The organism is Luteolibacter sp. LG18 (genome assembly GCF_036322585.1).
Taxonomy (GTDB): Bacteria; Verrucomicrobiota; Verrucomicrobiia; order Verrucomicrobiales; family Akkermansiaceae; genus Luteolibacter.
The window spans coordinates 1,331,346-1,351,438 of sequence record NZ_AP024600.1 but is presented as its reverse complement, the minus strand read 5'-3'; the positions used below and the strand labels follow the sequence as shown (position 1 = coordinate 1,351,438).

The following is a 20,093-nucleotide window of genomic DNA, read 5'->3' as shown; positions in this document are numbered from 1 at the left end:
CTTGATGGTGAGCGTGTTGTGTGTCGGTCTGGGGCTTGTCGTCACCCGGCGGAACTGCAATCTGCGGTTTGGGTGCCTCCAATTTGCAACGTGCCCCGCACCGAATCCCGGCGACAAACCGCTGTTCCAGCGCCATGATCGCGGCATGGCGGAAGCGGCGGCACCTCTGGAACTGGTCCTGCGGGACGGCGCGGCGGTGCGGGCGAGGGAGCTCAATCCCGGTGACCGCGAGTACCTTGCCGAGGGTTACCGACGCTTGTCCCCGGAGGCGCGCTACCACCGTTTTTGGACGGTCACCGGCGAGATCGGGGACCGGATGCTGGACCGGTTGTTGAACCAGGACCCGGGCAATCACGAGATCTGGTCGGTCTACGATCCCTCCCGGAATTTTTCGCCGCTGGGGGCCGCGAGCTGGTGGCGGGATGCGCGGAATCCGCTGGAGGCGGAGTTTTCCGTGACGGTGCTGGATTCCGAGCAGAACCGCGGCATTGCCACGCTGCTGCTGGCGATCCTCTGGCTCACGGCCTTCCGCTCCGGGATCACCACGCTGGTGGGGAACGTGATGCCGGAGAACACCGGGGCCTGCGCGTGGATGCGACACACCGGGGCCTCCGGCGTGTGGGACGGCCACATGAACACGTTCCGCTGGCAGCTCGACGATCTCGAGCGCCTGCCGCAGACGCGCGCCGCCACCGAGCTGGCGGAGTGGCTGGCGCTGCTGGCGCCGCGGTTGTTGGAATAAGCGGATTTGACCTGTCGCCGTGGACGTTCGAAAAACCCGGCATGGCATTGTTGGAAACCGCGGGGCTCGCGAAACGGTTTGGTTCGAAGCGGGTGTTCCAGGAGGTGAACCTGAAGTTCGAGGCGGGTGAGATCGTGGCCGTGCTCGGCGTGAATGGCGCGGGCAAGACGACCTTGCTGGGCTGCCTCTCCGGCATCCTCGGGTGGTCGGCGGGCGAGGTGCGGCTGGCGGGGCGGCGGCTGGACCGGAAGGACCTGGAGCAGCGCAAGCAATATGCCCTGATGCCGGATCGCGGGCTGTGGTTTCCCTGGACGGACCCGATCCGGAATGCCGCGTCCTTTTCCCAGCTCTGGCGCGGTGCCGATGCCGGGCCACCGCTCGATCTCGAGGAGTGGCTGGATCGCCTCGGGCTGATGGAGGTGGCCTTCGATCCCATTGATGGCATGTCCCGCGGCCAGGCCTACAAGTCTTCGTTGCTCGGCTTGCATGCGGCGGATCCGGAATTGTGGCTGCTGGATGAACCCTTTGCCGCGGGCATGGACGCGCGGGGGATGGAGGCCTTCCGGGCGATGGCACGCGCCGCCTCGGGGCGGGGCCGCTGCGTGGTGTACACCACCCAGTTTCCGGAGCTGGCTGCACGTTTCGCCGACCGGGTGGTGGTGATCGGCCGCGGCCGGGTGGTGCTCAATGATACGACTGTGGGGCTGGAAGCGGCCGAGGTGGAACGGCGGCTCAGCCGCGCGCTGGAATTGGAGGGCGCGGGAGCATGAGCGCGGGGTGGGAGCGGAAATTGCGCCGGAAGCTGCGGCAACGGGTAAGCTGGAGGAGGCGCATCCGGCAGGTGAAGACCTGCGCGTATTATCTGGCGTTCCTGGTTTTTCTAACGGGCTGGCCCGGTGGCTGGGAATTGCTTTCGGCCGGGGCGAAATTCGGTGGCACGCGCGGAGTGATGACGGCCCTGTCCTTCACCGGCGGCGCGGTTGGATTCGTGCTGGGTGTTTTCACCATGAACCTACTGCAGATTCCCGCGTGGCAATTCGAATGGACGCCGGGAGATGTCCGGGCGTTGCGGCGGATCCGGCTGGAGCGAGGGCAGGGGTGGCTGGTGGCGGCTTGGGTGGTCCTTGCCACCGTGGTGTCGACGTGTACGGTGATGCACGGAGGCTGGCTTGATCCAGTCCCGGCCAGCCTGCTGTTTCTCGCCGCCGTTTGCCTCGGCGCGCTGTTTGGCGGAGGCAAATGGAGTGCGCGGGTCATGCTGCTGACCGCATCGGGAGCGGTTTTGGCGTCGTGGGTGCAGGGGTTTATCAGCGGGAACAGGAGCGGGTTTGCCACGCGGCTGTTGCCGAAGCTGGAATGGGCCTGGCCTCCCGGTTGGGTATTCCAAGCACGCGGAGGCGGATGGTTCCTGCCGTTGGCCGGGGTGATGGTGGCGCTGGGTTCTTATGAATGGTGCCGGGTCTGGCGTCCCTCACCGGTGGAGAGCGGGAAGGCTTCAGAAGAAAGCGGGCACACACCTGACGGGACGCCTGTGGAGGAAACGGCGGTGGTTGCCAATGACATGCGTGACCTGCGGATGTCGGTGGCGCACGGGTGGATTGGGCTGCAAGGCTATGTCGGCCAGCCGGCACAATGGCCGGACCAGTGGCTGTGGCGATGGCTCACGCCGCGTGAGCGCCTGCTGGCCTGTCCCGGCGGTGGCTTCGCCAGCCAGTGGTGGCGGCTCGCCCGGTTCGCGGGGCTGGTACCGGTGGTGGCCTTCGGTGGCTATCGGGTGCTGGAGCACACGGATTTCCGGCAGGCCGGGGAAACGTTCGCGGGAGCGGTGGTGGCGGGTTTCTGCGCCATTGCCCTGACGATCGGCCTCTGCTGGCCGGGCCGGAATTCGGTGTTTCGCACCTGGTTCAGCCGGTGGAGCATGGATGTGGCGCGGACGGCTCCGGCTTACGCACTGTTTCCGGTCACCGTGCGGGAGCTGCTGCGGGCGACGGTCAAGCAGTGGTTGGTGCGCAGCGTGCCCGCGGGACTGGTATGGTTCGCCGGGGCACTGCTCGGGGTCTATGCATGGCTGGGAGAGATCTCGCAAATTCCGGTTGGGCGATTGTTTTTCGCCACGCTGGCATTGTGCGCGATGCTGCTGATGGTGGAGCTGCAGAACCTGATGATCCGATCGCTCGACAAGCAGCGGCGTGGATTCCCGGCTCTGTTGGCCACGCTGCTGTTTTGTGTCACGGTGCTGACCGGGCTGCTTGCCGTTGTGGTGGCGGCGACGGGCAGCTGGCCATGGGTGGTGGTGACGGCCGCGATGGCGATCGCGGTGGGGTTCGCGGGCTTCGGATTCTCGCTGTGGCGGGTGGAAGGGCGGGGGCGCGATCTCCTGTAGGCGGCGGTCACTTCGCCAGCGCCTGTTCGTCGAGCAGCGGCATCGGTTTCGGCAGCCGCCGTTTCCGCAGGCCGAACTGGCGGACGGCGTGGCGCTGGAGGTGGGCCACCGCTTCGTCGACGTCGTCGGTGAAGAACACGATGTCCGGGTCCTCCGGGCTGATGGTGCCTTCCTCCGCCATCTTGTAGAGGAAGTCGACGAGCGGCTGCCAGTAGTCCTTCCCCATACGGTTTCAGCTTTGGGAGATGGGCAGCATGAAGGAAATGACGAATGCTCGTCCTTCGATTAGGCTGAATGACCTCATTTTCACGGAACCGGAGGCCTTTTCCAAAAACTGGGAGTTTCCAGTCCTGAATGTGAGCCTCAAAACCAACAAGCGCGGGCAGAGTTCCGCGTTCATCGATCTCCTTCCAGACAAGGCCCTCACCGTCTACGCCGAATTCACGGGTTCAGGTTGGGAGATGAAGTGGCATACCTTCAATGTCCCCGGTCTTCACCCCCTGCGACCAGAAACGCCAGCAAGGCCGCCGCCTCGCGACTCACACCTCGCAGGTTCCTATCGATCGACTAGATTTCGATCCATTTGGAGACGTCCTCTGGGGCTAAAAAATCGCGGTACGTCTCCCCGCCTCACGGATCACGCGAGCCTGCCTTCTAGAATCCGATATAGCCCCATGCGTCATTGATGCCACCGGTGGATGGGCGAGACCGGTAGATCAGTCCAATCTATTGGTCGATTGGAAAAAAGCCCGAACGGACGCCAATCCGAACCGGCTTGCAACAGAAGACCACTATGAAGAAATATTATCACCCGAGCGGCCGCAATGTCCGCATCTCCAAGGCCCCGAAGGCCTTCACGGCGATCGCCGGTGCCGCTCTCGCGGCCGGTGGATTCCTCAGTCTCGCTCCGCTTGCCTCGGCTTCCAGCCACAGCGATGCCCCCCTCATCAAGCTGGATCCCCAGGCCAACCTGACGGATGTCTACGCCTTCGTTCGCACGCGGCCGACCGGTGAGAAAGTCCTGGTCGTTTCCGTCGCCGTCCGCCCATTTTCGGAACCCGGCGATGGTTCGATGTACGACGCGTTCTCTCCGGACGCACTCTACAGCATCCACATCACCAACCCGACCACCGGTATCGAAGCCCAGCGCTACGATTTCCGATTCTCTGCCGTTTCGGCCGACGCCGGAAACTATAAGAACACGGACACGATCCTCCGCTACGGTCGCGGCGCGGAGATTGGTCCCATCCAGACGGTGGGCGATGCGCGGCAGAACTTCGTGCAATCCTACACCGTCGTGAAAACGGTCGGCAACAAGAAGACCACGCTCAACAGCAAGTCCACTCCCCTGTTGGTCCCACCACCGAACGTCGGCATCAACACCACCCCTCTTTACAATGACGACGCCGGTGCTGCGGTTTCCGGTGCCACCACCCGTGCCGAACTGGACCCCTACACCTTTCAAACCGTCTATGATCTCGCCGGAGGGACGACGGTCTTCGCCGGCCCGCGGGAAGATGGCTTTTATGCCGATACCCCGGGCATCTTCGACCTGCTGGAATCACGTATTCTGGACAACAACGGTTCACTTGCCGACGGCCTCGGCCAGGATGGCAACGGCGTCGATGGCTTCAAGGGCTACAATGTCCTCACCTACTCCATCGTCATTCCTCTCGCCGATCTCCCGAGTTTCCCTTACACGGGTGCGCTGCAGCCCGCGAGCACCGGTGTGGGTGTTTACGCATCGGTCAGCCGCCCACGATTGACGCTGCGGAGCGCGAATGGCGATGACGTCGCGTCGGGTGCATGGGTGCAGGTCAACCGTCTGGCTAACCCGCTTTTCAACGAAGTGCTGGTGGCCATCGCGGACAAGGACAACTACAACCGCACTTCACCTAAAACGGATGCTAAGTTGTTCGCCAAGTACGCGAGCAATCCGGAGATCGCGGTGCTCATCAACGCGGTGTATGGCACCCAATTCCAGACCACAAACCGTGCGGACCTCGTCGGCGTTTTCATTCCGGACGTGATCCGCGTGAACACCACGACCGGCCCTGTTCATGTTTCCGGCGAGCCAGGATTCAACCGCCTCAGCTTCATTGGCAGCGATACCGTCGCCACTTCGTCCGGTGCCATGATCCCTTCCGGTTGGCCCAACGGCCGTCGTTTCGGGGACGATGTGGTCGACATCGCACTCACCGCCGTCGCCAGTGGCCCGACGTTCAGCACGATCACGGTGGTGGGCGACAACGTCTCATCCAACGACCAGGTTTATAACCAGACGTTCCCCTATGCCGCCACCCCGCACGCGGGTCCGGCCAATAGCAAGGACTCCGGCCCCAACGTCGGATTCTGATCGCTCTCTTCTTGCATGCCCCCCCCTGGCACCGGTCGCTTCAAACAGGAGCGGCCGGCGCCTTCACGCCTTTCCTCTGTTCCTCTTTCCCGCCGCCATGAACTCCACCGAAACAGAATCCGGTTCGGCACCGATCCGCCGGACCCCGCGCATCGTGGCGGCTGTCCTTGCGATCGCCGCCGCCCTTGTTTGCGCGCTACTTTTGCGAGCTCCTGCCGGGCACCAGGAAGCCACTGCGGCCCCCGCTGCCCCTGTCACCCCTATTCTTACCGCAGAACAGATCTTCGCGAAAATCCCCGCACCTGCCTCTGAGTCTCTCACCGACAAGGCGCTGGCCGCTGCTCTCGAAAAAGCCCGCAAGAAACCCGGGACCGCCGCCATGTGGGTGAACCTGGGCGACACCCTCGCCCAGAAGCTGCGCGATACCGCGGATCAAAGTTTCTATGATCTCGCCGAGATCACCTACCAGCACGCGCTCGGGATCGATCCCAAAAGCGTGGATGCGATGACCGGCATGGCGTGGGTGACCGGAGGACGCCACACCTTCGACCAGAGCATTGAATGGGCGAACAAGGCCCTCGCCGTCGATCCGAATGGCATCGCCGCCCACGGCATCATCGGGGATGCAGCCCTGGAGCTCGGCAACTACGACCAGGCTTACCAGGAGTATCAGAAGATGATGGACCTCCGCCCCGATCTCTCTTCATGGAGCCGCGGCTCCTATCTCCTGTGGATCTGCGGCGACCGCACCAAAGCCGTGGCACTGATGGAAACCGCCATCCGCTCCGGGGCACCATTCGCGGAAAACACCGCCTGGTGCCGTGCGAAGCTTGCAATGATGTATTTCAACGACGGTGCGCTGGGTGCCGCCGCACAAACGCTCGAACCCGCGATCAAGACGGATTCCCGCAATGCCCACGTACTCCTTGCGGCAGGCAAGATCGCTGCCGCGCAGCACGATTATCCAGCCGCGATCAAATTCTACAACACGCTGCTCGAAGCCGGTCCCAACCAGGAGGCTCTCGCCGCCATCGGCGATCTCCACGCCATTCAGGGCGAAAAGGAAGAAGCTGAAAAATGCTACACCCAGGTGGAATCGATTCACGCCAACCATGTGGCCACCGGTGTGCATGACCACACCCAGATGGCCAAGTTCTTCGCCGACCATGATCGCAATCCGGTCGAGGCCCTCCGCCTGGCCGAACAGCACAAGCTCACCACCAACGTGCTTGAAGCCGACGTGCTTGCCTGGGTGTATTTCAAGAGCGGCGATCTGCCCTACGCCATCGAAACGATGAAGCGCGCGCTCGCCCGCCACACGCCCTCCCCGGAAATGCACTACCACGCTGGCATGATCGCGGCAGCCGCCGGTGACCGCTCCTCCGCCCGCAAGCACCTGGAACTGGCACTGAGTCTCAATCCTCAATTCGACGCGCTCCAGGCCCCGATCGCCGCGAAGGCGTTGGCCCAATACACGACCAACAAGGCCTCTGCGGTCAACAAACTGCCGCCCACCGCCAGCAAGGAAGATCGATGAACACGCCCTCCCGTCCCAGCTTCGCCAAACGGATTGCTCTCGCCGCCTTGCTGCTGCTCGGACGGGTGGCTGCCCATGACGAGCCGACCAGTTTCATCGACTTGAAACTGAGCGCCACCGGCATTGAAGCCAGCGTAACCGCCTCCAACACCGATCTCGCCCACTACCTGCCGTCCGTGGAGCCTGGCATGCTGCTCCAACCGAAAACGATCGAGGAACAACGCAAGGCCCTCTCCGATCTCGTCACTTCGCGGATCGAGTTGGCGGCCGATGGACTCATTCTTGCTGGCACCCTGACCGATATCTCGCCCGTACCCGAGAAGCGCGACCTGCGCCTGACCTTCCACTATCCATGGGCCACCTCCCCTGCGGGAGTTCACGTCCAATGCCAGCTGTTTCCCTACGACACGCGCCACAAGACGTTTCTGAACATCTACCTGGGGGACACTCTCCTGCGGCAGGAGATTTTCGAAGGGGAGCGCACGTCGTTCGACTTCGATGCCAGCTCACACCAGAGCATCGGATCGGTGGTGAAGCAGTTTGTTTATGAAGGCGTGCACCATATCTTCATCGGGCCCGACCACATCCTCTTCGTGGTCGGGTTGCTGCTACTGGGCGGCAGTCTCGGTCACCTGATGAAGATCGTTACCTGCTTCACCGTCGCCCACAGCATCACCCTGGGGCTTGCCACCTTCCACATTCTCAGCCCGCCAGCATCCGTCATCGAGCCGGTGATCGCCCTGAGCATCGTTTTCGTGGGTATTCACGCGCTGCTGGGAAAAAACAAAAAACACGATCCGCGGATGATCTTCGCGTTCTGCTTCGGCCTCATCCACGGTTTCGGCTTCGCCAACGCCCTTCAGGAAATGATGCTGCCGCGTGAGGCGCTCGGTTGGTCTCTCTTCGCGTTCAACAGTGGTGTCGAAATCGGCCAGGCCTGCATCGTCCTCACCGTCGCACCCCTCCTTGCCTATGTCCGCGTGCGGAGGCCCGTCGTTTCGCAGCACCTCATTGCGACGGCTTCGGTCTGCGTCACAGCGGCGGGAGCGTTCTGGTTCTTCCAGCGGGTGATGGAAGGCTAATGAGCAATGGAGAAAAATAGCTCCTATTCTCAATACTTTCACTTGGAGGCTGTCTGAAAGACAATGGAGTCGCCATCGTGGTGATGGCGAAGTGGACGAGGGATCTGCATCAGGAATGGATCGAGCGGGTGCGAAACAACGACATCCCCGAGAACAGTGAGGTCATACAGGACATTCCTGATGCGTCAACTCTCTGAGCAGCGGTTTGAGTCGGTCAAGCTTCCGGCGTTCTTTCGCAGAGCCACCCGAAAGACATCCATGCGGCGAACCAATTACGGACCTTTTCAGCGATTACCTCTGCGGGATCGAATGACGCCGCGAAGGCGATGCCGCATGCCTCCTCCAAGGACACCCCGTCGCGAAGCTCCTTCAGCAGATGGAAGGCCTCAGGTTCGATTCGCTTGTAGAACACTGAGAGATTCGAACGATGAACAGCCAGATGTAACGGCGATTGCAATGGTTTCGCAGCCAACCGCAGGGGCCTCGGAGTGGTGTTCCGGGAAACCGCATTGCTTGCCGGTGCGTTTTCCGCGTGCTTCAGGCGTTTCAACAGGGAGTCGATGGGGTAACGCAGTTCCAGCAGTGAAATATAGGGTTGAACATCTAGAACCATGCTCTCCGGCTGCCGTGTCACGAATTCCTCCGCGTCCAACTTGGGACGTTGCTCACCATCAAAGGCGATCACGCGTGCCCATTCCACGGCGGCCATTTCAGTGGCCAGCATCCCGTGGGGCGTGATGGTTTCCGGATGCCCTGTGAGGAACTGGCCGAGGCGGCTGCCCAGGTCACGGAGATTCCACGAATGGGAACCGCACTCGTGAAGGTAGGCGATGGCCAGCTTGTCGAACTTGCGCTGCCCGAGCACGGCGCGCAGTCCGCGGAAATCGTCCGAGAATCCACTGAGCAGCCGCCACCAGTACTGCTGGTTGTAGATCTGCAACCGGTCCGGTGAGGTGAGGCGGTCGTTAGGCTTGATCAGATCATTCGCCACGGCTCGGTTTTCGCGGCGCATCCTATCCCCCGGCCCCAGCGGACGCATGACGGCATGGGCCATCGCGGCCTGAAAATCCGCGAGCGTAGTCTCAGGCTTCGTGGGTGGCAGTTGCTTCTTGGACGATGGCATCGGGGAGATATCGGTTGGCTTTGAGTGCCTCGGCGTGGACTTCGTCGAAGGTGGGGATGTTGTCGTCCCACTCCAGCAGCGTGGCGACCCGGCCGCAGCGCTCGATGGCGCGCTCGTAGAGCGCCCATACCGGATCGATCACCGGGTGGTCGTGGGTATCGAGGATGTACTTCTTGAACTCGGTGTGCCCCGCGATGTGGGTCTGTGCGACCCGCCCGGCTGGCACCGAGTTCACATAATCCATCGGGTCGAAACCGTGGTTGCGGGAAGAGACATAAATATTATTCACGTCCAGCAGGATGCCGCAGTCGGCCTCCTCCACCACTTCGTTGAGGAATTCCCATTCCGTCATTTCTGAAAGGTGGAACTCGGCGTAGCTGCTGACGTTCTCCACCGCCACGGGTAGTTCGAGATAGTCCTGCACCTCGCGGATGTTGCGGGCGGTGGTCTTCACCGCTTCCCAAGTGTAAGGCATGGGCAGTAGATCGTGGGTGAATCGACCGTCCACGCTGCCCCAGCAGAGATGATCGCTGACCCATGGGGTCTTGGTGCGTTTGGTGAGCCTCTTCAGCTTCTTGAGATGGTCCCGGTTCGGGCGTGCGCTGTTTCCAAAGTACATGGAAACGCCGTGCTGCACCACTCTGTACTGCTCGAGGATCTGGTCGAGCACGGCGAGTGGCCGCCCGCCCTCTGCCATGTAGTTCTCGGAAATGATCTCAAACCAATCCACCACCGGCTTCTCCTGGAGAATATGCTGGTAGTGGGGAATGCGGAGTCCGATCCCAATGCCGTAGTCCGAGTGGTTGTTGAAACGGGAGGCGGCCATGACCTTTGATTTGAAGAGAAAACGAAGGCCCCGGTCAAGGATGACCGGGGCCTGCGCAGCCGGGAGATCAGGCCTTGTCAGCGCCCTTTTCCTTGTGGACGGGCTTGCCGTCCTTCATGGCACAGCCGCCCTTGCCCTTGCAGGAGTTCTTGCCGGCGCAGCCGTTGTCGCCGCTCTTGCAGCCACCCTTGTTCTTACAGGAGTTCTTGCCCTTGCAGTCGTGGGTGTCACCGGAGTCCGCGGCCTGTACGCCTGCGGAGAATGCCGCACCGCTCTTGTCCGAGCTGGAGGCAGCCTTGGCGGTGGTGGCGAAGCCACCGGTGAGGATACCCGTAAGGGCGGCACCGGCGATGATTGCGTTGTTGGTTTTCATGGTTCGTTCGTTTTGCTTTTGGTTTTTTCCGGTCGTGACCGGGGTGGTTCGCCCGCATGAAGAAACCACTCGGCATCTCCGGCGGATGAAGTTTTTTTCATTTCAGGGCAGCTTGCCCTTCCCGAATTTTCGGGCGAGAAGATGATCAATGGAAAAGGCGCCGGGGCCGAAGACGAGCACCAGCAGGGAAATGAAAAGGAAGAGAAACGGTGCGGCGGTAACGAACCCGTTCGAGTCCGACCAGATCGCCTTCACGGCTTCCGAATCCGCCGTCAGATAGGCCACCACCATCGTGATGATCAGCGGAATGGAGGTGATGCGTGAGCAAAGGCCGACCATCAGCAGCAGTCCTCCGACGCACTCCGTGGTGGCTGCGAGCACCGCATTGAACATTGGCAATGGAATGCCCAGATCCTTGAAGAATCCCGCGACCTTCGGGAGATTCGTCAGCTTGCCCTGCCCAGTGATGAAGAACTGCCAGCCCCAATAAAGACGCACCGCGAGCAACAGCGGCGACCGGAGGTGATCCGCGATGTGAGCAAGCCTACCATAACCGCGTGAGGCAATTGGGACGATGGACGCGGCGTTCATGTGAGGTGAGACGAACGGCGCGGAAGTTTGATTGCACAAATTTTATCTATTGATGCTGCCGCCTTTTTTCCCAATTTCGAGAAATTGCCGTTTGATTGAGATCGCCGAGGGTGTTAGCAACCGATGGTTCATCGTGACTTGAATCCTCGTTCCATTTGGACACCTTTTCACCAGCTCCCGACCTCACGGAAACCGAACTTCTCCAAGCGGGTTTCCGGTATGCGCTGGCGCTGACCCATCATCGTGAAGAGGCCGAGGATCTGGTGCAGGAGACGTGGCTCAACCTGTGCCGCCGCTATGGCCGGGTGGAAAACCAGGCAATCCTCTTCACGTCGATCCGCCATCTGTTCATCGACCAATGCCGTCGTCGGAAACTGGTGCATTTCGATTCACTCGAAGAACCCTCAATCAGGGAACAGGCCGGCACCTGGTGTGACGAGCCGTGCGTGAAGGGGGAGCTCGCTATTTTATTGGGTCGACTGAAGCCGGTGGAGCGCGAAGTGATTTTCCTCCACTATTACAAGGGATACACAGCGGAGGAGATTTCTCAACTCCATGAGCAAAGCCGCGGCACCACTCTCAGCCTGCTTCATCGTTCCATGGCGAAGTTGAGAAAAATCGCCGGTTCGGAAGCGGATTTGCTTCCCCGCAATCAAGTCCTGCTCTTTTTCGTTCTGCTCATCACACTGTCACAATCCCATCGCTCCTGAATTCGCACGGCTTTCATCGAGATGTCCGATTTCCGCAAACAAGTCCGCGACTATTACGACGCGCAATCGCTGTCGCCTGAGAAGGTCGAAGCGGTGCTCGCGGAAGGGCGTGCAGTAACGGGAAATGAACCTGGAGATGCGTCGGTGGGATTCTCCAAGGCGCACTCATGGCGTCGGTTCATCGCGGCGATTGCGGCGGTGTTGATCCTCGCGCTCGCAGGCGGGTGGTGGATGAAGCGGGATGCAGGGGTGGTTTCTTATACGGCACTTGCACCCAGAGTGATCGAGTTCTTTGACACAAAGTCCGAACTGCTGCCACCGGAACAAGATAAACAGAAACTGTGGCAATTGCTCGTGGACAAGGGCGCACCGGAGGAATTCCGAATCCCTCCCGGCCTCATGCCACTGGAGAGCGCCGCGTGCCAGGTGGTGAATGTGAAAGGCCGGAACGCCTGGATGTCGTGCTATTGGCGGGAGCCTGGCCAACAGCGCAACGAGCACCAGTTGATCCACCTTCTCGTGGCCCGGACCGATGACTTCTATGATCAGCCGAAATCCACGACCCCTGAAGTGCGGGAAATCGATGGCTGGAGCTTCGCCTCGTGGACGAAGGGCAAAGTGATCTACACTCTCGCCACCGCGGCACCGAAGGAAAAGCTGACGCCGTTCCTCTCCAGCGCGGAGAAGAAGGACGATGAAAAGAGGCGCCTGTCTTATAGGCCGAGCCCTCTTGATCTCACCCTGCTGGCTGAGCTCAGGGGCTGGAGGATTCGGTGAACGGTTCCGTCATCGCCGCCTAGCGAAGACGGAGCTGGTCATAGATCGGCGGGCATCCCATACATTCGGCGATCCCGTCGGCCGCCAGACAGCAGGTCAAGAGAGGCAGCATGAAGTCGTATTTGCCGGCCATCTTGATCATGAGCACGATAGTATAGTAACTTCTACGGAATGATGTGGAACTGTCCTATTGGGATGGCACCGGCATCAATCCCAATGCAGGTCCTTTGGAGTTCCTATTCTGCGCGCTGGACAGCAGCCGCGACGACCGACTCACGCAGGCGGAGTGGCAGGGCATCTACGCGAAAATCCCGAAGAAAGAGGCGATCTTCCCCGTTCTCGACACCGATCGCGATTCCTTCCTGAGCTTCGTGGAATTCAAGGCCGGGACCACCAACCGCACGGCGTCCAAGATGCTCTCCGGCCCGATAGAACGCACACAGGCCTTCCTGAATGTGGATACCAGCCTCGACAACGTCGTGAGCCGGACGGAGATCGCCCTGATGTGGAAGCCCGGTACCACTGCCTCCACCATCGATTCCTTTTGGTCCCGGGCGCAGGGTGGAGCGGGGATGGACTTCTGGGATTGGTTGTGGGCAAAGAGCTTGCCGAGTTTCTCGACTTTCGACCAGGCCCGGACTCTACGAGCCCAGCGCATGGCAGTGGCCGCCCAACTCGACGCAAATCAGGATAGCACGGTCAGCCGCACCGAGTTCGCAAGACTCTATCCCGCGAGCACCAAGGCTTCGACCATCGACACCGCCTGGGCCAGCGCAACCGCAACTCCCAGGGGAGCGACACCGCCCGTCACCATGACCATCACCCAGTTCGTGGAGGCCGCTCGCCTTCCAAAGCTGGTGGTCTACTAATCCCGCGATCAAGAGTCTCGGACGGGAGCCGCACGCCCCGCGTGGACAAAGCCATCTACTGACGTGGCCCGGAGGGCCGAATCACCTTGGGTACAGTCGGATGAAATAGCTGCCAGATTTCGATCCCATGAGCCTCGGCAAAGCGCTCAAGGGTAGAGAGACGAAGGTCACGCTTCCGACCAGCTTCAACTGCTTGATAATATTTGTATGAGATCCCCGAGGATTCGGCAAATTGCTCCTGAGTCAACCCGCGAGCCAATCGCAACGCCTTGAGTCTATCCAAGAGTTTCTTGACCGTTTCCCCTTCCATCAAACGGACAGGCTATCCAGCCGCGGGAATCAGAACACCTAACCAACGGTAGTGCGCAATTGACGGAAATACCCGATGCGTGTTTTAACCGGGCCTATGACGCCCGTCCCCTCTTTCTCCTTCGGTTGTCCGAGCTGTGGGCAGCAATTGTCCGCGACTTCCGAGCTTAGCGGCCTCTCGATGCAGTGTCCTGCCTGCCAGAATCAACTGCTCGTCCCATCGCTTGTCACAGCCCCCTCCCCGACAGCCCAATCGCTTCCGCCTACCCTGCACCTTTGGAACCCTGAAACCTCGGCCTTGGTGGCGTTCCTTGTCTGCCCGGTTCTCGGCCCTATCGCTCACCGCAAGAACTGGCTCGCACTGGGCTACCTCGACGAGGCCCGGAAGTCCCAGGCCTGGGCATGGATCTTCGGGGCGCTGATGGTTGGGTGGCAAATCGCGGTTGTCTTGAGCGCCGATGCCTTGGCGGCGTGGCCCCTCTACATCGTTCTCTTCGCCGTCTGGTATTGGACTCTGGCCAGGAAGCAGTCCAAGCTCATGCAGCAGGATCTGGTCGGAGCCTACCGGAAGAAGTCATTCATTCCCGCCGCCTTCCTTGGCATCGCGGGGACGGTCGCTCTTATCCTGGTCACCAACGCGATCCGTCCCACCCTTGTCGCAACAGGAGGTGGTGGTCCGAAGGCGGAGGTGAACAACGAGACGACTACCGATAGCAAGTCCGTCTCCAACCGTCTCGCCCTGGCCAAGAACGCGACGGAACAGATCGTGCTGAAAAGCCTGAAGTCCCCCTCCACGGCACGGTTCTCGGGATTCAAGATCGTGGAGAACAGTGGAGATTTCTTCCTGACCTTCACCTCCGTCGATTCACAGAATGGGTTCGGAGCGATGGTGCGCAGCCATTTCATCACCGTGTTCAAGCTGGAGGGCGAGAAGTTCATCTACGACACCCTGTCGGCGCTTGAGGAGGTCGCCTCCCCCGAAGCGGTGGAGCGTCCCAACATGGACCTGGAAACCACGATCGTGGTCCAGAAGCGCCAGATCAAGTGGCCCGGCTCCGAAAAGGAAGTGGAGGACGAGAAGCCGAAGAATACGTCCGCTACTCATTCGGACAAGGGAAGCGCCTCCACGGCGAAGGAAGAGTCTCGAACGGGAGAAGAGAACGCCGCGACCTACCTGAAAGCCAGGGAGGAGGAGGCCAAGCAGATCCGCGAGAAGCTGGACGCCGAGGGAGCCCGTCTGGGCGGGAAGGATGGAACGATGGACCGAACGCCCGCTGCTCCGGGAGGCTCCAACACACCGGGTGGTGATGCCCGCGTCCGGCTGGCTACAGCCAAGTCCGAACTGGCAGCCTTGGAAACCCGCATGGAATCCGAGCGCAAGCGCTACAGCGACGCCCTGGCCCTCATCAACAGAGAGACTGCCAACAAGACGAAGGCCGTGACTCAGGGAAGCGCTGCCTACTACCGCTGTCTGGAGGCTTCGAAGATTGTTCAGGAAGTCGAAGGCAAGGCCCCGGAGATGAAAGCGGAAAAGGCCCGGTTGGAGACCTTGGTGAAATTGCTGGAATCCGCCCAGTAGCGGAGAGCCATGCAGATTCGCGTTCACAAGGACGGCACAGATTTCGGGGCCTTCCCGCTCGATGAGCTGAACCGCCTGGTCGCCTCCGGGATGGTGCCCTTCTACGAGGCGTTGGTGTGGCACGAGGAACTGGCAGATTGGATACCGCTCGGCGACCTGCCTGGCGTCGTTCCTCCGCCCAAGGATCTCGCGCTACGGTTGGAGCTTCCAACTGGCCCTCCACCATTGTCGGCCTCTTCTCCGACACCGCCTCCACTTGACCGACTCGGCCCGCCACCCATGCCGACGAAGCAGGGGGCAGATGCCTTGGCGTGGGTAATCGCCTTCATCCCGTTGGCCGCGGTGCTCCTCGAACTGGCGCTTGCACGCCCCGGCGGCCTTTGGCTCGTCGTCTTCGCGGCCAACGTCGGCCTCTGTTACCGGGACGAGGTGGAGTTGCGGAAAGCAGGCTATGAGACGAAGGGGATGGGTGCGACCTCGTTCTTCATCCCGGTCTACCTGTGGAAGCGCTCGGAGCTACTTCGCCAAGGGAAGGGATACTTCGTGGCGTGGATCGTGTCCTTCATGCTGTCTCTTTCCGTCTGACGGGGCACCGCCAACGGCCTTCGCATCCTCTCCCGGCGTGGTGCCGAACGGGGTCAGCCAGAGCCCCGCGGCGACGGTACCCGACACCTGCTTCGCCGGGGCTACGCGGCCGGTGTCGACCATCGCGGAGCGGGGCAGGCCCAACAGCGCCGGAGGGAGGGCGGAAATGCGACGGAAGTGTCCATATCTACGCACCAGCCCACACCCCCGAAGCAGACAACAACCTTGCCCCTCAATTCTCATCTTTCGCTCCGTCTGGACAAGGATCCTTAACGGGAGGCATGTAGCGTCGCGGGCCGTCCCACACCACCCGGAAAATAGGCTCACGCATCTCTCTTACTTCAGATGCCCGACCACGATTCTTCTCCAAAGGAACCACGAAATAGACTGCCTCACAGGCGAGGCAGCGAACCAAGTTGTATCTAGTAGGCCCCACCCAACGACCCGACGCCCCCACCAAAGGCCGTGGCGATTCGCAAAAGCATATCCAAGTGGCATTGTTCCCGGTTCTCGAAGCCTTCCTTTCGCGATCAACCCGATGATTGAGCCCGATCAGAGAAATGGTTTCTTGGAATTGGCCACGGCTAGGGCCCCGGGGACGGGGACGGTCTGGAACCCAATTGTCATTAGACATGCCTCTTCAAGCCGGATCGACAAATGGCGGACAAGTCGAAATATCGCCGTCACTCCAGAGATCGGGTCCCGGCTATCGTGGAAGTTAGGTTCAACGCGACCATGATCGACCAATGCTGAGGGGCTCCTACAGTGTCGAAATTGACAGAAATACCCCCTCCGATTTCTGGTGGAAGGTTCCGATGAACTTCCTGACCGACGAACTGCGCGAGCAACTGATTTCAAACTTCAATGAGAACCGGGAATTGTCTGACAGCGGGAAGGACGAAGCCGACTTCCGTCCTATCCTGAAGCTGTTCACCCCAGGCGGAAACGCAACCTGGCTTCTCACCGAGATGGACGAAGAATCCTGCCTCGCCTTCGGCTTGTGCGATCTCGGACTGGGTTTCCCGGAAGTGGGATGGGTGTCGTTGGAGGAGCTGGCCGCGGTGAGGGACGGGCTCGGGCTGCCGGTGGAGCGCGACCTTCACTTCGTTGCCTCCAAGACTCTCCGGGAGTATGCGGAGGAGGCTGCCGACCTGGGACGGGTGGTGGCGTGAACGACAGGTATCGTAGAGCCCCGGAAAGGTATCTTCCTTGCACCTGGGTGCCCCGGGGAGGGTGAGGACAGCGGCGAAGGGGAGCGAGGCGAGAAGGAAATCGTTACGATTGAAGGAAATGCAGGGGACCCGAAGGGCGCTGAGAACGTGGCTGCTCTTTCAGAAACCTCCGTCGGGAGGGTCCCTTTGGTATACCAATAGCAGGGTCCAGACGGAGAAGCGTGGAACGCCTAAAGTTCAGGAGTTCCACGGTCTTCCACGGCTCCCTCGACCTACGAAAGCCCGGTCTCTTTCGTAGGAGCGACGATCACCGTTCATTCTTTGTCCAATGTCGCCCTGAGCTGAACCAAGCGGGCAGCCGTGGATTCCGGAAACTCCGTCTCCGCGATCACTGAGTCGTTCGCTCCATGGATCATGATCGGTCTCACGGTAAGCACGTAGTCGGTGCGGTCCTTCGGGACCTTGCCCCACTCGCTGAACATGTTGGGCGCGGGTTTCCACTCCATATCCGGCGGACTGCTGGATCTCCCCCAGAGCGCCCCATTCTACGAAGACTGAGGTACTTTCGTATGTTCCACGGCCACCTGAGAACCGTGGAACGCCTAGGAGCCGGTCTCCGGAGCGCCCGCCGTCGAAGACCTGCCTATGGTATACCAATACCCGAAGCCTACGGCGTTCGGTGCAACAAGATCTGTCCTCTCCTTTCTTCCCTGAGGTCGGAAAGGGAAGAGCCCTTTCTAAAAGCTTCCTCTCGCCCATTCTCCTGAATCGGGAAATGGCCTTCGAGACGCTTCCACCGCTTCTCCGCGGTCTGAGCCCTTCCAAAACCTTTCATGACCTCGGAGATACCTCCCCGGCGCTCGTCCGTCCGTCTCCACTCCAAGCCCCTGGAGCGGTGGTCGGCTGCGGAGGCGTAGGTCCACCGGAGCAGCAGCCGGGAACCGCCGCCGCGGGGCCTCAGTAGGCGGACTGCGTATCCTCCTTAAATAAAGATCGGCACCGGGTGCGTCACGGTGCCGATGCCTCAACCGGAATGATCAAGCCGCCGTTTCAGGCTGCACTTCGACCGAGTCGACCTTCTCCGAGTCGACCTCATCCTCCTCGTCGTCGAGGGCTGCCTGTTCGAAGGCACGGATGAGCGAGTTTGCGTATTCGATGGCTTGGTCGACCATCTTCGCCTTTTCCTCATCGGGAGCCTTGTCGAATGCCTCACGCTGGCTCTCCGACATCCCCACGGCTCCGAGGAAGTAGTGCTTCTTCCCCTCGATCATCAAGTGCGGAAGATTCATCCCGTGCTTTCCGAGAACGTCACCGATCGCGTTCGGCTTGGTCAGCTTGCGCCCCCGGCCCCAATACTGGATGCCCAGTTCGTGTAGGGCATCCAGAACGTCCTTGGAGGTCAGGTAGATCTTGCCCGTGTGGTGAATGAGCCGGTGCTGGTGCAGGAAGATTTCCGAGATCACGAGCGATCTCCCTTGCTTGATGCTTCGCTCGATTCCGATAGCCACCTCATCGCTGGCGTAGGGGTTAATGATGTCCTTCATGTCGTTGTCCCGGTCCACTCTGTCGCCTTCTGAAACCGCTCCAGGATGGGCGGGAGCGTCCGCGGAACCCCGAGTGTTTCCACAAACTCCAAGCCCACAACTGAGCGATGTTACACGGAGCAACCTTGCTGGAATGCTCCGATTTGGGCTCCGCGGAATGACGACACCTGCCCAGCTCGAAGTCACCTCCAAGCCGGGCAGGTCCGTGCTCATGACCTTACCAATCTACTGTTGCCCGAATCTCACGCAAGTGCTTTGGACCCGGCCAATGCGAGGCGCTTCAGCAGTTTGTGGACATTAGGAAGGTGCCAGCGTCCGCCACCAGGAGAGAGCACCTCGCGGAGATTCAATTCATCGCGGATACCCTTCACGGTCGTCACACCATGGGCTCGGATCTCCTCCACCAGCTCTCGATACCTCTGAGCAGTGGAGACGGCTGCCTCGCGGTTCTTCTTCGCCAACAACCTGCCTGCCGCCCCGATGTCGACACCCCGCCGCTTCGCTGCCTGGAGCGCCGCCTTGGTCCTCTCGGAGATCCGGCGGCATTCCTCCTCTGCGAAGGCAGCCTGGATGTGGAGCATGAAGCGGTCCTTCGTCGGCTGGTCAACCGCCAAGAAATTCACCCCGCTCTCCAATAGGCCACTGATGAAGTGAACATTTCGGGCCAAGCGATCCAGCTTCGCGATCACGAGGACCGCCCTCTTCCGGCGGCAGAGGTCCAGCGCCTCGTCCAGCTTCGGCCGCTTTACCTTTCGCCCTGATTCCGTCTCCACGAACTCGGCGATCACTTCTCCGCGTCCCGCTAAGAAGGCGGTAACCGCATGATGTTGCGCCGATAAGCCAAGACCGCTAACCCCCTGACGCTGAGTACTTACCCGAAAATAAGCGACCCATTTCTGCTGATCATCCATGCTTCAGGAAATCACGCCGCCTGAATCCACACAATTCCCTGATTTTCATACAGATGGGCGTTCATTCATTAACGGGATTTGAGGCCCTGGCGGCACAACCGACCCCGCATTCCCGTCAAGTTGGCTTGTCAAGAATGCGGGATCGCGTTGTCCCGAAGTGACCCAAAGCATCAATTACTCATCGGCCCCCAGGCGCTCCCAACTGGGTGAGCGCGGTCCGAGGCCGCCTGCATCATGTCCTCCAGAACGGCCTGCCATCGTTTCGCGATGGTGTTCTTTCGGGCCTCGGGAAGGTTGCGGTAAGCCGACTGCTTGATCATGAACTGGGAAACCGCCTCTGTGGATGTCCAGAGGATGAAGTACAGCGGCTCCCGCTCACCGTAATGCCCGAAGATGAGCTTGCGGAGGAACTTCCGGATTTTCCTCCTGCTGCCGATCCGGTTCAGGAAAGGCTGGCTGCTCAACACGAAGTCGAGAGAAACGGGCTCTCCCTCGCGCATGGTTCTTTCCAGCCAGGAAATCACGCGCTGGCACTGGGCGATGGTGACCTCCGGGTGGAGCTGGTCTCGAAACTCAATACCCAGACGACGCTCGAAGGATTCAAATGGACTACTTGGACTCATG

21 protein-coding genes are annotated in these 20,093 nt (G+C 60.7%); 12 read left to right on the top strand and 9 right to left on the bottom strand.

The genetic code is table 11. The features are described 5' to 3' along the window. The first annotated feature begins 145 nt into the window (after positions 1 to 145). From llg_RS05655 to llg_RS05645, 3 genes are all read left to right on the top strand, one after another. Complete coding sequence (locus llg_RS05655) at positions 146 to 742, top strand: hypothetical protein (protein WP_338288661.1); 597 nt, start codon at positions 146 to 148, stop codon at positions 740 to 742. Between the two features lie 41 nt (positions 743 to 783). Next, the gene (locus llg_RS05650) at positions 784 to 1,512 is read left to right on the top strand and encodes an ABC transporter ATP-binding protein (protein WP_338288660.1); all 729 of its coding nucleotides are present in this window, start codon (positions 784 to 786) and stop codon (positions 1,510 to 1,512) included. Positions 1,513 to 1,583: 71 nt separating this feature from the next. After that, complete coding sequence (locus llg_RS05645; RefSeq protein WP_338288658.1) at positions 1,584 to 3,125, top strand: hypothetical protein; 1,542 nt, start codon at positions 1,584 to 1,586, stop codon at positions 3,123 to 3,125. A 7-nt stretch (positions 3,126 to 3,132) separates the two neighbouring features. Here llg_RS05645 and llg_RS05640 read toward each other — a convergent pair whose 3' ends face one another. Continuing rightward, positions 3,133 to 3,351 (bottom strand): hypothetical protein, encoded by a 219-nt coding sequence (locus llg_RS05640; RefSeq protein WP_338288656.1) that lies wholly within the window; start codon positions 3,349 to 3,351, stop codon positions 3,133 to 3,135. Positions 3,352 to 3,918: 567 nt separating this feature from the next. Here llg_RS05640 and llg_RS05635 point away from each other — a divergent pair. From llg_RS05635 to llg_RS05625, 3 genes are all read left to right on the top strand, one after another. After that, complete coding sequence (locus llg_RS05635; protein WP_338288654.1) at positions 3,919 to 5,481, top strand: DUF4331 domain-containing protein; 1,563 nt, start codon at positions 3,919 to 3,921, stop codon at positions 5,479 to 5,481. 97 nt (positions 5,482 to 5,578) lie between these two features. Next, a complete protein-coding gene (locus llg_RS05630) occupies positions 5,579 to 7,018 on the top strand; it encodes a tetratricopeptide repeat protein (RefSeq protein ID WP_338288652.1) in 1,440 nt (479 codons plus the stop codon). Next, entirely contained in the window at positions 7,015 to 8,100 is a 1,086-nt protein-coding gene (locus llg_RS05625) for a HupE/UreJ family protein (RefSeq protein WP_338288650.1), read from the top strand. The genes llg_RS05630 and llg_RS05625 overlap by 4 nt, the downstream gene beginning before the upstream one ends. 214 nt (positions 8,101 to 8,314) lie before the next feature. On the opposite strand, the gene llg_RS05620 is transcribed toward llg_RS05625, so the two are convergent. The 4 genes from llg_RS05620 to llg_RS05605 form a co-directional block, all read right to left on the bottom strand. Next, positions 8,315 to 9,223 (bottom strand): DNA-binding domain-containing protein, encoded by a 909-nt coding sequence (locus llg_RS05620; protein ID WP_338288648.1) that lies wholly within the window; start codon positions 9,221 to 9,223, stop codon positions 8,315 to 8,317. Further along, positions 9,183 to 10,049 (bottom strand): DUF692 domain-containing protein, encoded by an 867-nt coding sequence (locus llg_RS05615; protein WP_338288646.1) that lies wholly within the window; start codon positions 10,047 to 10,049, stop codon positions 9,183 to 9,185. The genes llg_RS05620 and llg_RS05615 overlap by 41 nt, the downstream gene beginning before the upstream one ends. Before the next feature lie 67 nt (positions 10,050 to 10,116). Next, a complete protein-coding gene (locus tag llg_RS05610; protein WP_338288644.1) occupies positions 10,117 to 10,422 on the bottom strand; it encodes a hypothetical protein in 306 nt (101 codons plus the stop codon). A 102-nt stretch (positions 10,423 to 10,524) separates the two neighbouring features. Beyond that, positions 10,525 to 11,013, bottom strand: a complete 489-nt coding sequence (locus llg_RS05605) for a DoxX family protein (protein ID WP_338288642.1) — start codon at positions 11,011 to 11,013, stop codon at positions 10,525 to 10,527. Between the two features lie 155 nt (positions 11,014 to 11,168). Between llg_RS05605 and llg_RS05600 the strand changes: the two genes are divergently transcribed. The 3 genes from llg_RS05600 to llg_RS05590 all read left to right on the top strand — a co-directional run bounded on the left by llg_RS05600 (position 11,169) and on the right by llg_RS05590 (position 13,369). After that, positions 11,169 to 11,723, top strand: coding sequence for an RNA polymerase sigma factor (locus llg_RS05600; RefSeq protein WP_338288640.1), 555 nt, complete (start codon positions 11,169 to 11,171; stop codon positions 11,721 to 11,723). Between the two features lie 21 nt (positions 11,724 to 11,744). Further along, positions 11,745 to 12,500: a hypothetical protein gene (locus llg_RS05595; protein WP_338288637.1), complete on the top strand. Its 756-nt coding sequence runs from the start codon at positions 11,745 to 11,747 to the stop codon at positions 12,498 to 12,500. Between the two features lie 176 nt (positions 12,501 to 12,676). Next, entirely contained in the window at positions 12,677 to 13,369 is a 693-nt protein-coding gene (locus llg_RS05590) for an EF-hand domain-containing protein (RefSeq protein WP_338288634.1), read from the top strand. A 55-nt stretch (positions 13,370 to 13,424) separates the two neighbouring features. Here llg_RS05590 and llg_RS23015 read toward each other — a convergent pair whose 3' ends face one another. Continuing rightward, on the bottom strand, positions 13,425 to 13,679 hold the full coding sequence (locus llg_RS23015) for a helix-turn-helix transcriptional regulator (RefSeq protein ID WP_345789191.1): 255 nt from the start codon (positions 13,677 to 13,679) through the stop codon (positions 13,425 to 13,427). Positions 13,680 to 13,979: 300 nt separating this feature from the next. Between llg_RS23015 and llg_RS05585 the strand changes: the two genes are divergently transcribed. From llg_RS05585 to llg_RS05575, 3 genes are all read left to right on the top strand, one after another. After that, positions 13,980 to 15,257, top strand: coding sequence for a hypothetical protein (locus tag llg_RS05585; RefSeq protein ID WP_338288633.1), 1,278 nt, complete (start codon positions 13,980 to 13,982; stop codon positions 15,255 to 15,257). 9 nt (positions 15,258 to 15,266) lie between these two features. Next, a complete protein-coding gene (locus llg_RS05580) occupies positions 15,267 to 15,842 on the top strand; it encodes a DUF4339 domain-containing protein (RefSeq protein WP_338288631.1) in 576 nt (191 codons plus the stop codon). 815 nt (positions 15,843 to 16,657) lie between these two features. Next, a complete protein-coding gene (locus tag llg_RS05575) occupies positions 16,658 to 17,014 on the top strand; it encodes a DUF2958 domain-containing protein (RefSeq protein ID WP_338288629.1) in 357 nt (118 codons plus the stop codon). Between the two features lie 1,037 nt (positions 17,015 to 18,051). Here llg_RS05575 and llg_RS05570 read toward each other — a convergent pair. The 3 genes from llg_RS05570 to llg_RS05560 form a co-directional block, all read right to left on the bottom strand. Further along, complete coding sequence (locus llg_RS05570; RefSeq protein ID WP_338288627.1) at positions 18,052 to 18,558, bottom strand: hypothetical protein; 507 nt, start codon at positions 18,556 to 18,558, stop codon at positions 18,052 to 18,054. Between the two features lie 242 nt (positions 18,559 to 18,800). Then, complete coding sequence (locus llg_RS05565; protein WP_338288625.1) at positions 18,801 to 19,469, bottom strand: recombinase family protein; 669 nt, start codon at positions 19,467 to 19,469, stop codon at positions 18,801 to 18,803. Between the two features lie 170 nt (positions 19,470 to 19,639). Beyond that, positions 19,640 to 20,092 (bottom strand): hypothetical protein, encoded by a 453-nt coding sequence (locus llg_RS05560; RefSeq protein ID WP_338288623.1) that lies wholly within the window; start codon positions 20,090 to 20,092, stop codon positions 19,640 to 19,642. Between the last annotated feature and the right edge of the window lies 1 nt (position 20,093).

Bases quoted from the DNA above. Each gene is read 5' to 3' on its own strand.
- llg_RS05610 (WP_338288644.1), bottom strand. From the start codon at position 10,422: ATGAAAACCAACAACGCAATCATCGCCGGTGCCGCCCTTACGGGTATC.
- llg_RS05630 (WP_338288652.1), top strand. From the start codon at position 5,579: ATGAACTCCACCGAAACAGAATCCGGTTCGGCACCGATCCGCCGGACC.
- llg_RS23015 (WP_345789191.1), bottom strand. From the start codon at position 13,679: ATGGAAGGGGAAACGGTCAAGAAACTCTTGGATAGACTCAAGGCGTTG.
- llg_RS05640 (WP_338288656.1), bottom strand. From the start codon at position 3,351: ATGGGGAAGGACTACTGGCAGCCGCTCGTCGACTTCCTCTACAAGATG.
- llg_RS05650 (WP_338288660.1), top strand. From the start codon at position 784: ATGGCATTGTTGGAAACCGCGGGGCTCGCGAAACGGTTTGGTTCGAAG.
- llg_RS05575 (WP_338288629.1), top strand. From the start codon at position 16,658: ATGAACTTCCTGACCGACGAACTGCGCGAGCAACTGATTTCAAACTTC.
- llg_RS05625 (WP_338288650.1), top strand. From the start codon at position 7,015: ATGAACACGCCCTCCCGTCCCAGCTTCGCCAAACGGATTGCTCTCGCC.
- llg_RS05565 (WP_338288625.1), bottom strand. From the start codon at position 19,469: ATGGATGATCAGCAGAAATGGGTCGCTTATTTTCGGGTAAGTACTCAG.
- llg_RS05605 (WP_338288642.1), bottom strand. From the start codon at position 11,013: ATGAACGCCGCGTCCATCGTCCCAATTGCCTCACGCGGTTATGGTAGG.
- llg_RS05635 (WP_338288654.1), top strand. From the start codon at position 3,919: ATGAAGAAATATTATCACCCGAGCGGCCGCAATGTCCGCATCTCCAAG.
- llg_RS05570 (WP_338288627.1), bottom strand. From the start codon at position 18,558: ATGAAGGACATCATTAACCCCTACGCCAGCGATGAGGTGGCTATCGGA.
- llg_RS05580 (WP_338288631.1), top strand. From the start codon at position 15,267: ATGCAGATTCGCGTTCACAAGGACGGCACAGATTTCGGGGCCTTCCCG.
- llg_RS05560 (WP_338288623.1), bottom strand. From the start codon at position 20,092: ATGAGTCCAAGTAGTCCATTTGAATCCTTCGAGCGTCGTCTGGGTATT.
- llg_RS05615 (WP_338288646.1), bottom strand. From the start codon at position 10,049: ATGGCCGCCTCCCGTTTCAACAACCACTCGGACTACGGCATTGGGATC.
- llg_RS05595 (WP_338288637.1), top strand. From the start codon at position 11,745: ATGTCCGATTTCCGCAAACAAGTCCGCGACTATTACGACGCGCAATCG.
- llg_RS05620 (WP_338288648.1), bottom strand. From the start codon at position 9,223: ATGCCATCGTCCAAGAAGCAACTGCCACCCACGAAGCCTGAGACTACG.
- llg_RS05655 (WP_338288661.1), top strand. From the start codon at position 146: ATGGCGGAAGCGGCGGCACCTCTGGAACTGGTCCTGCGGGACGGCGCG.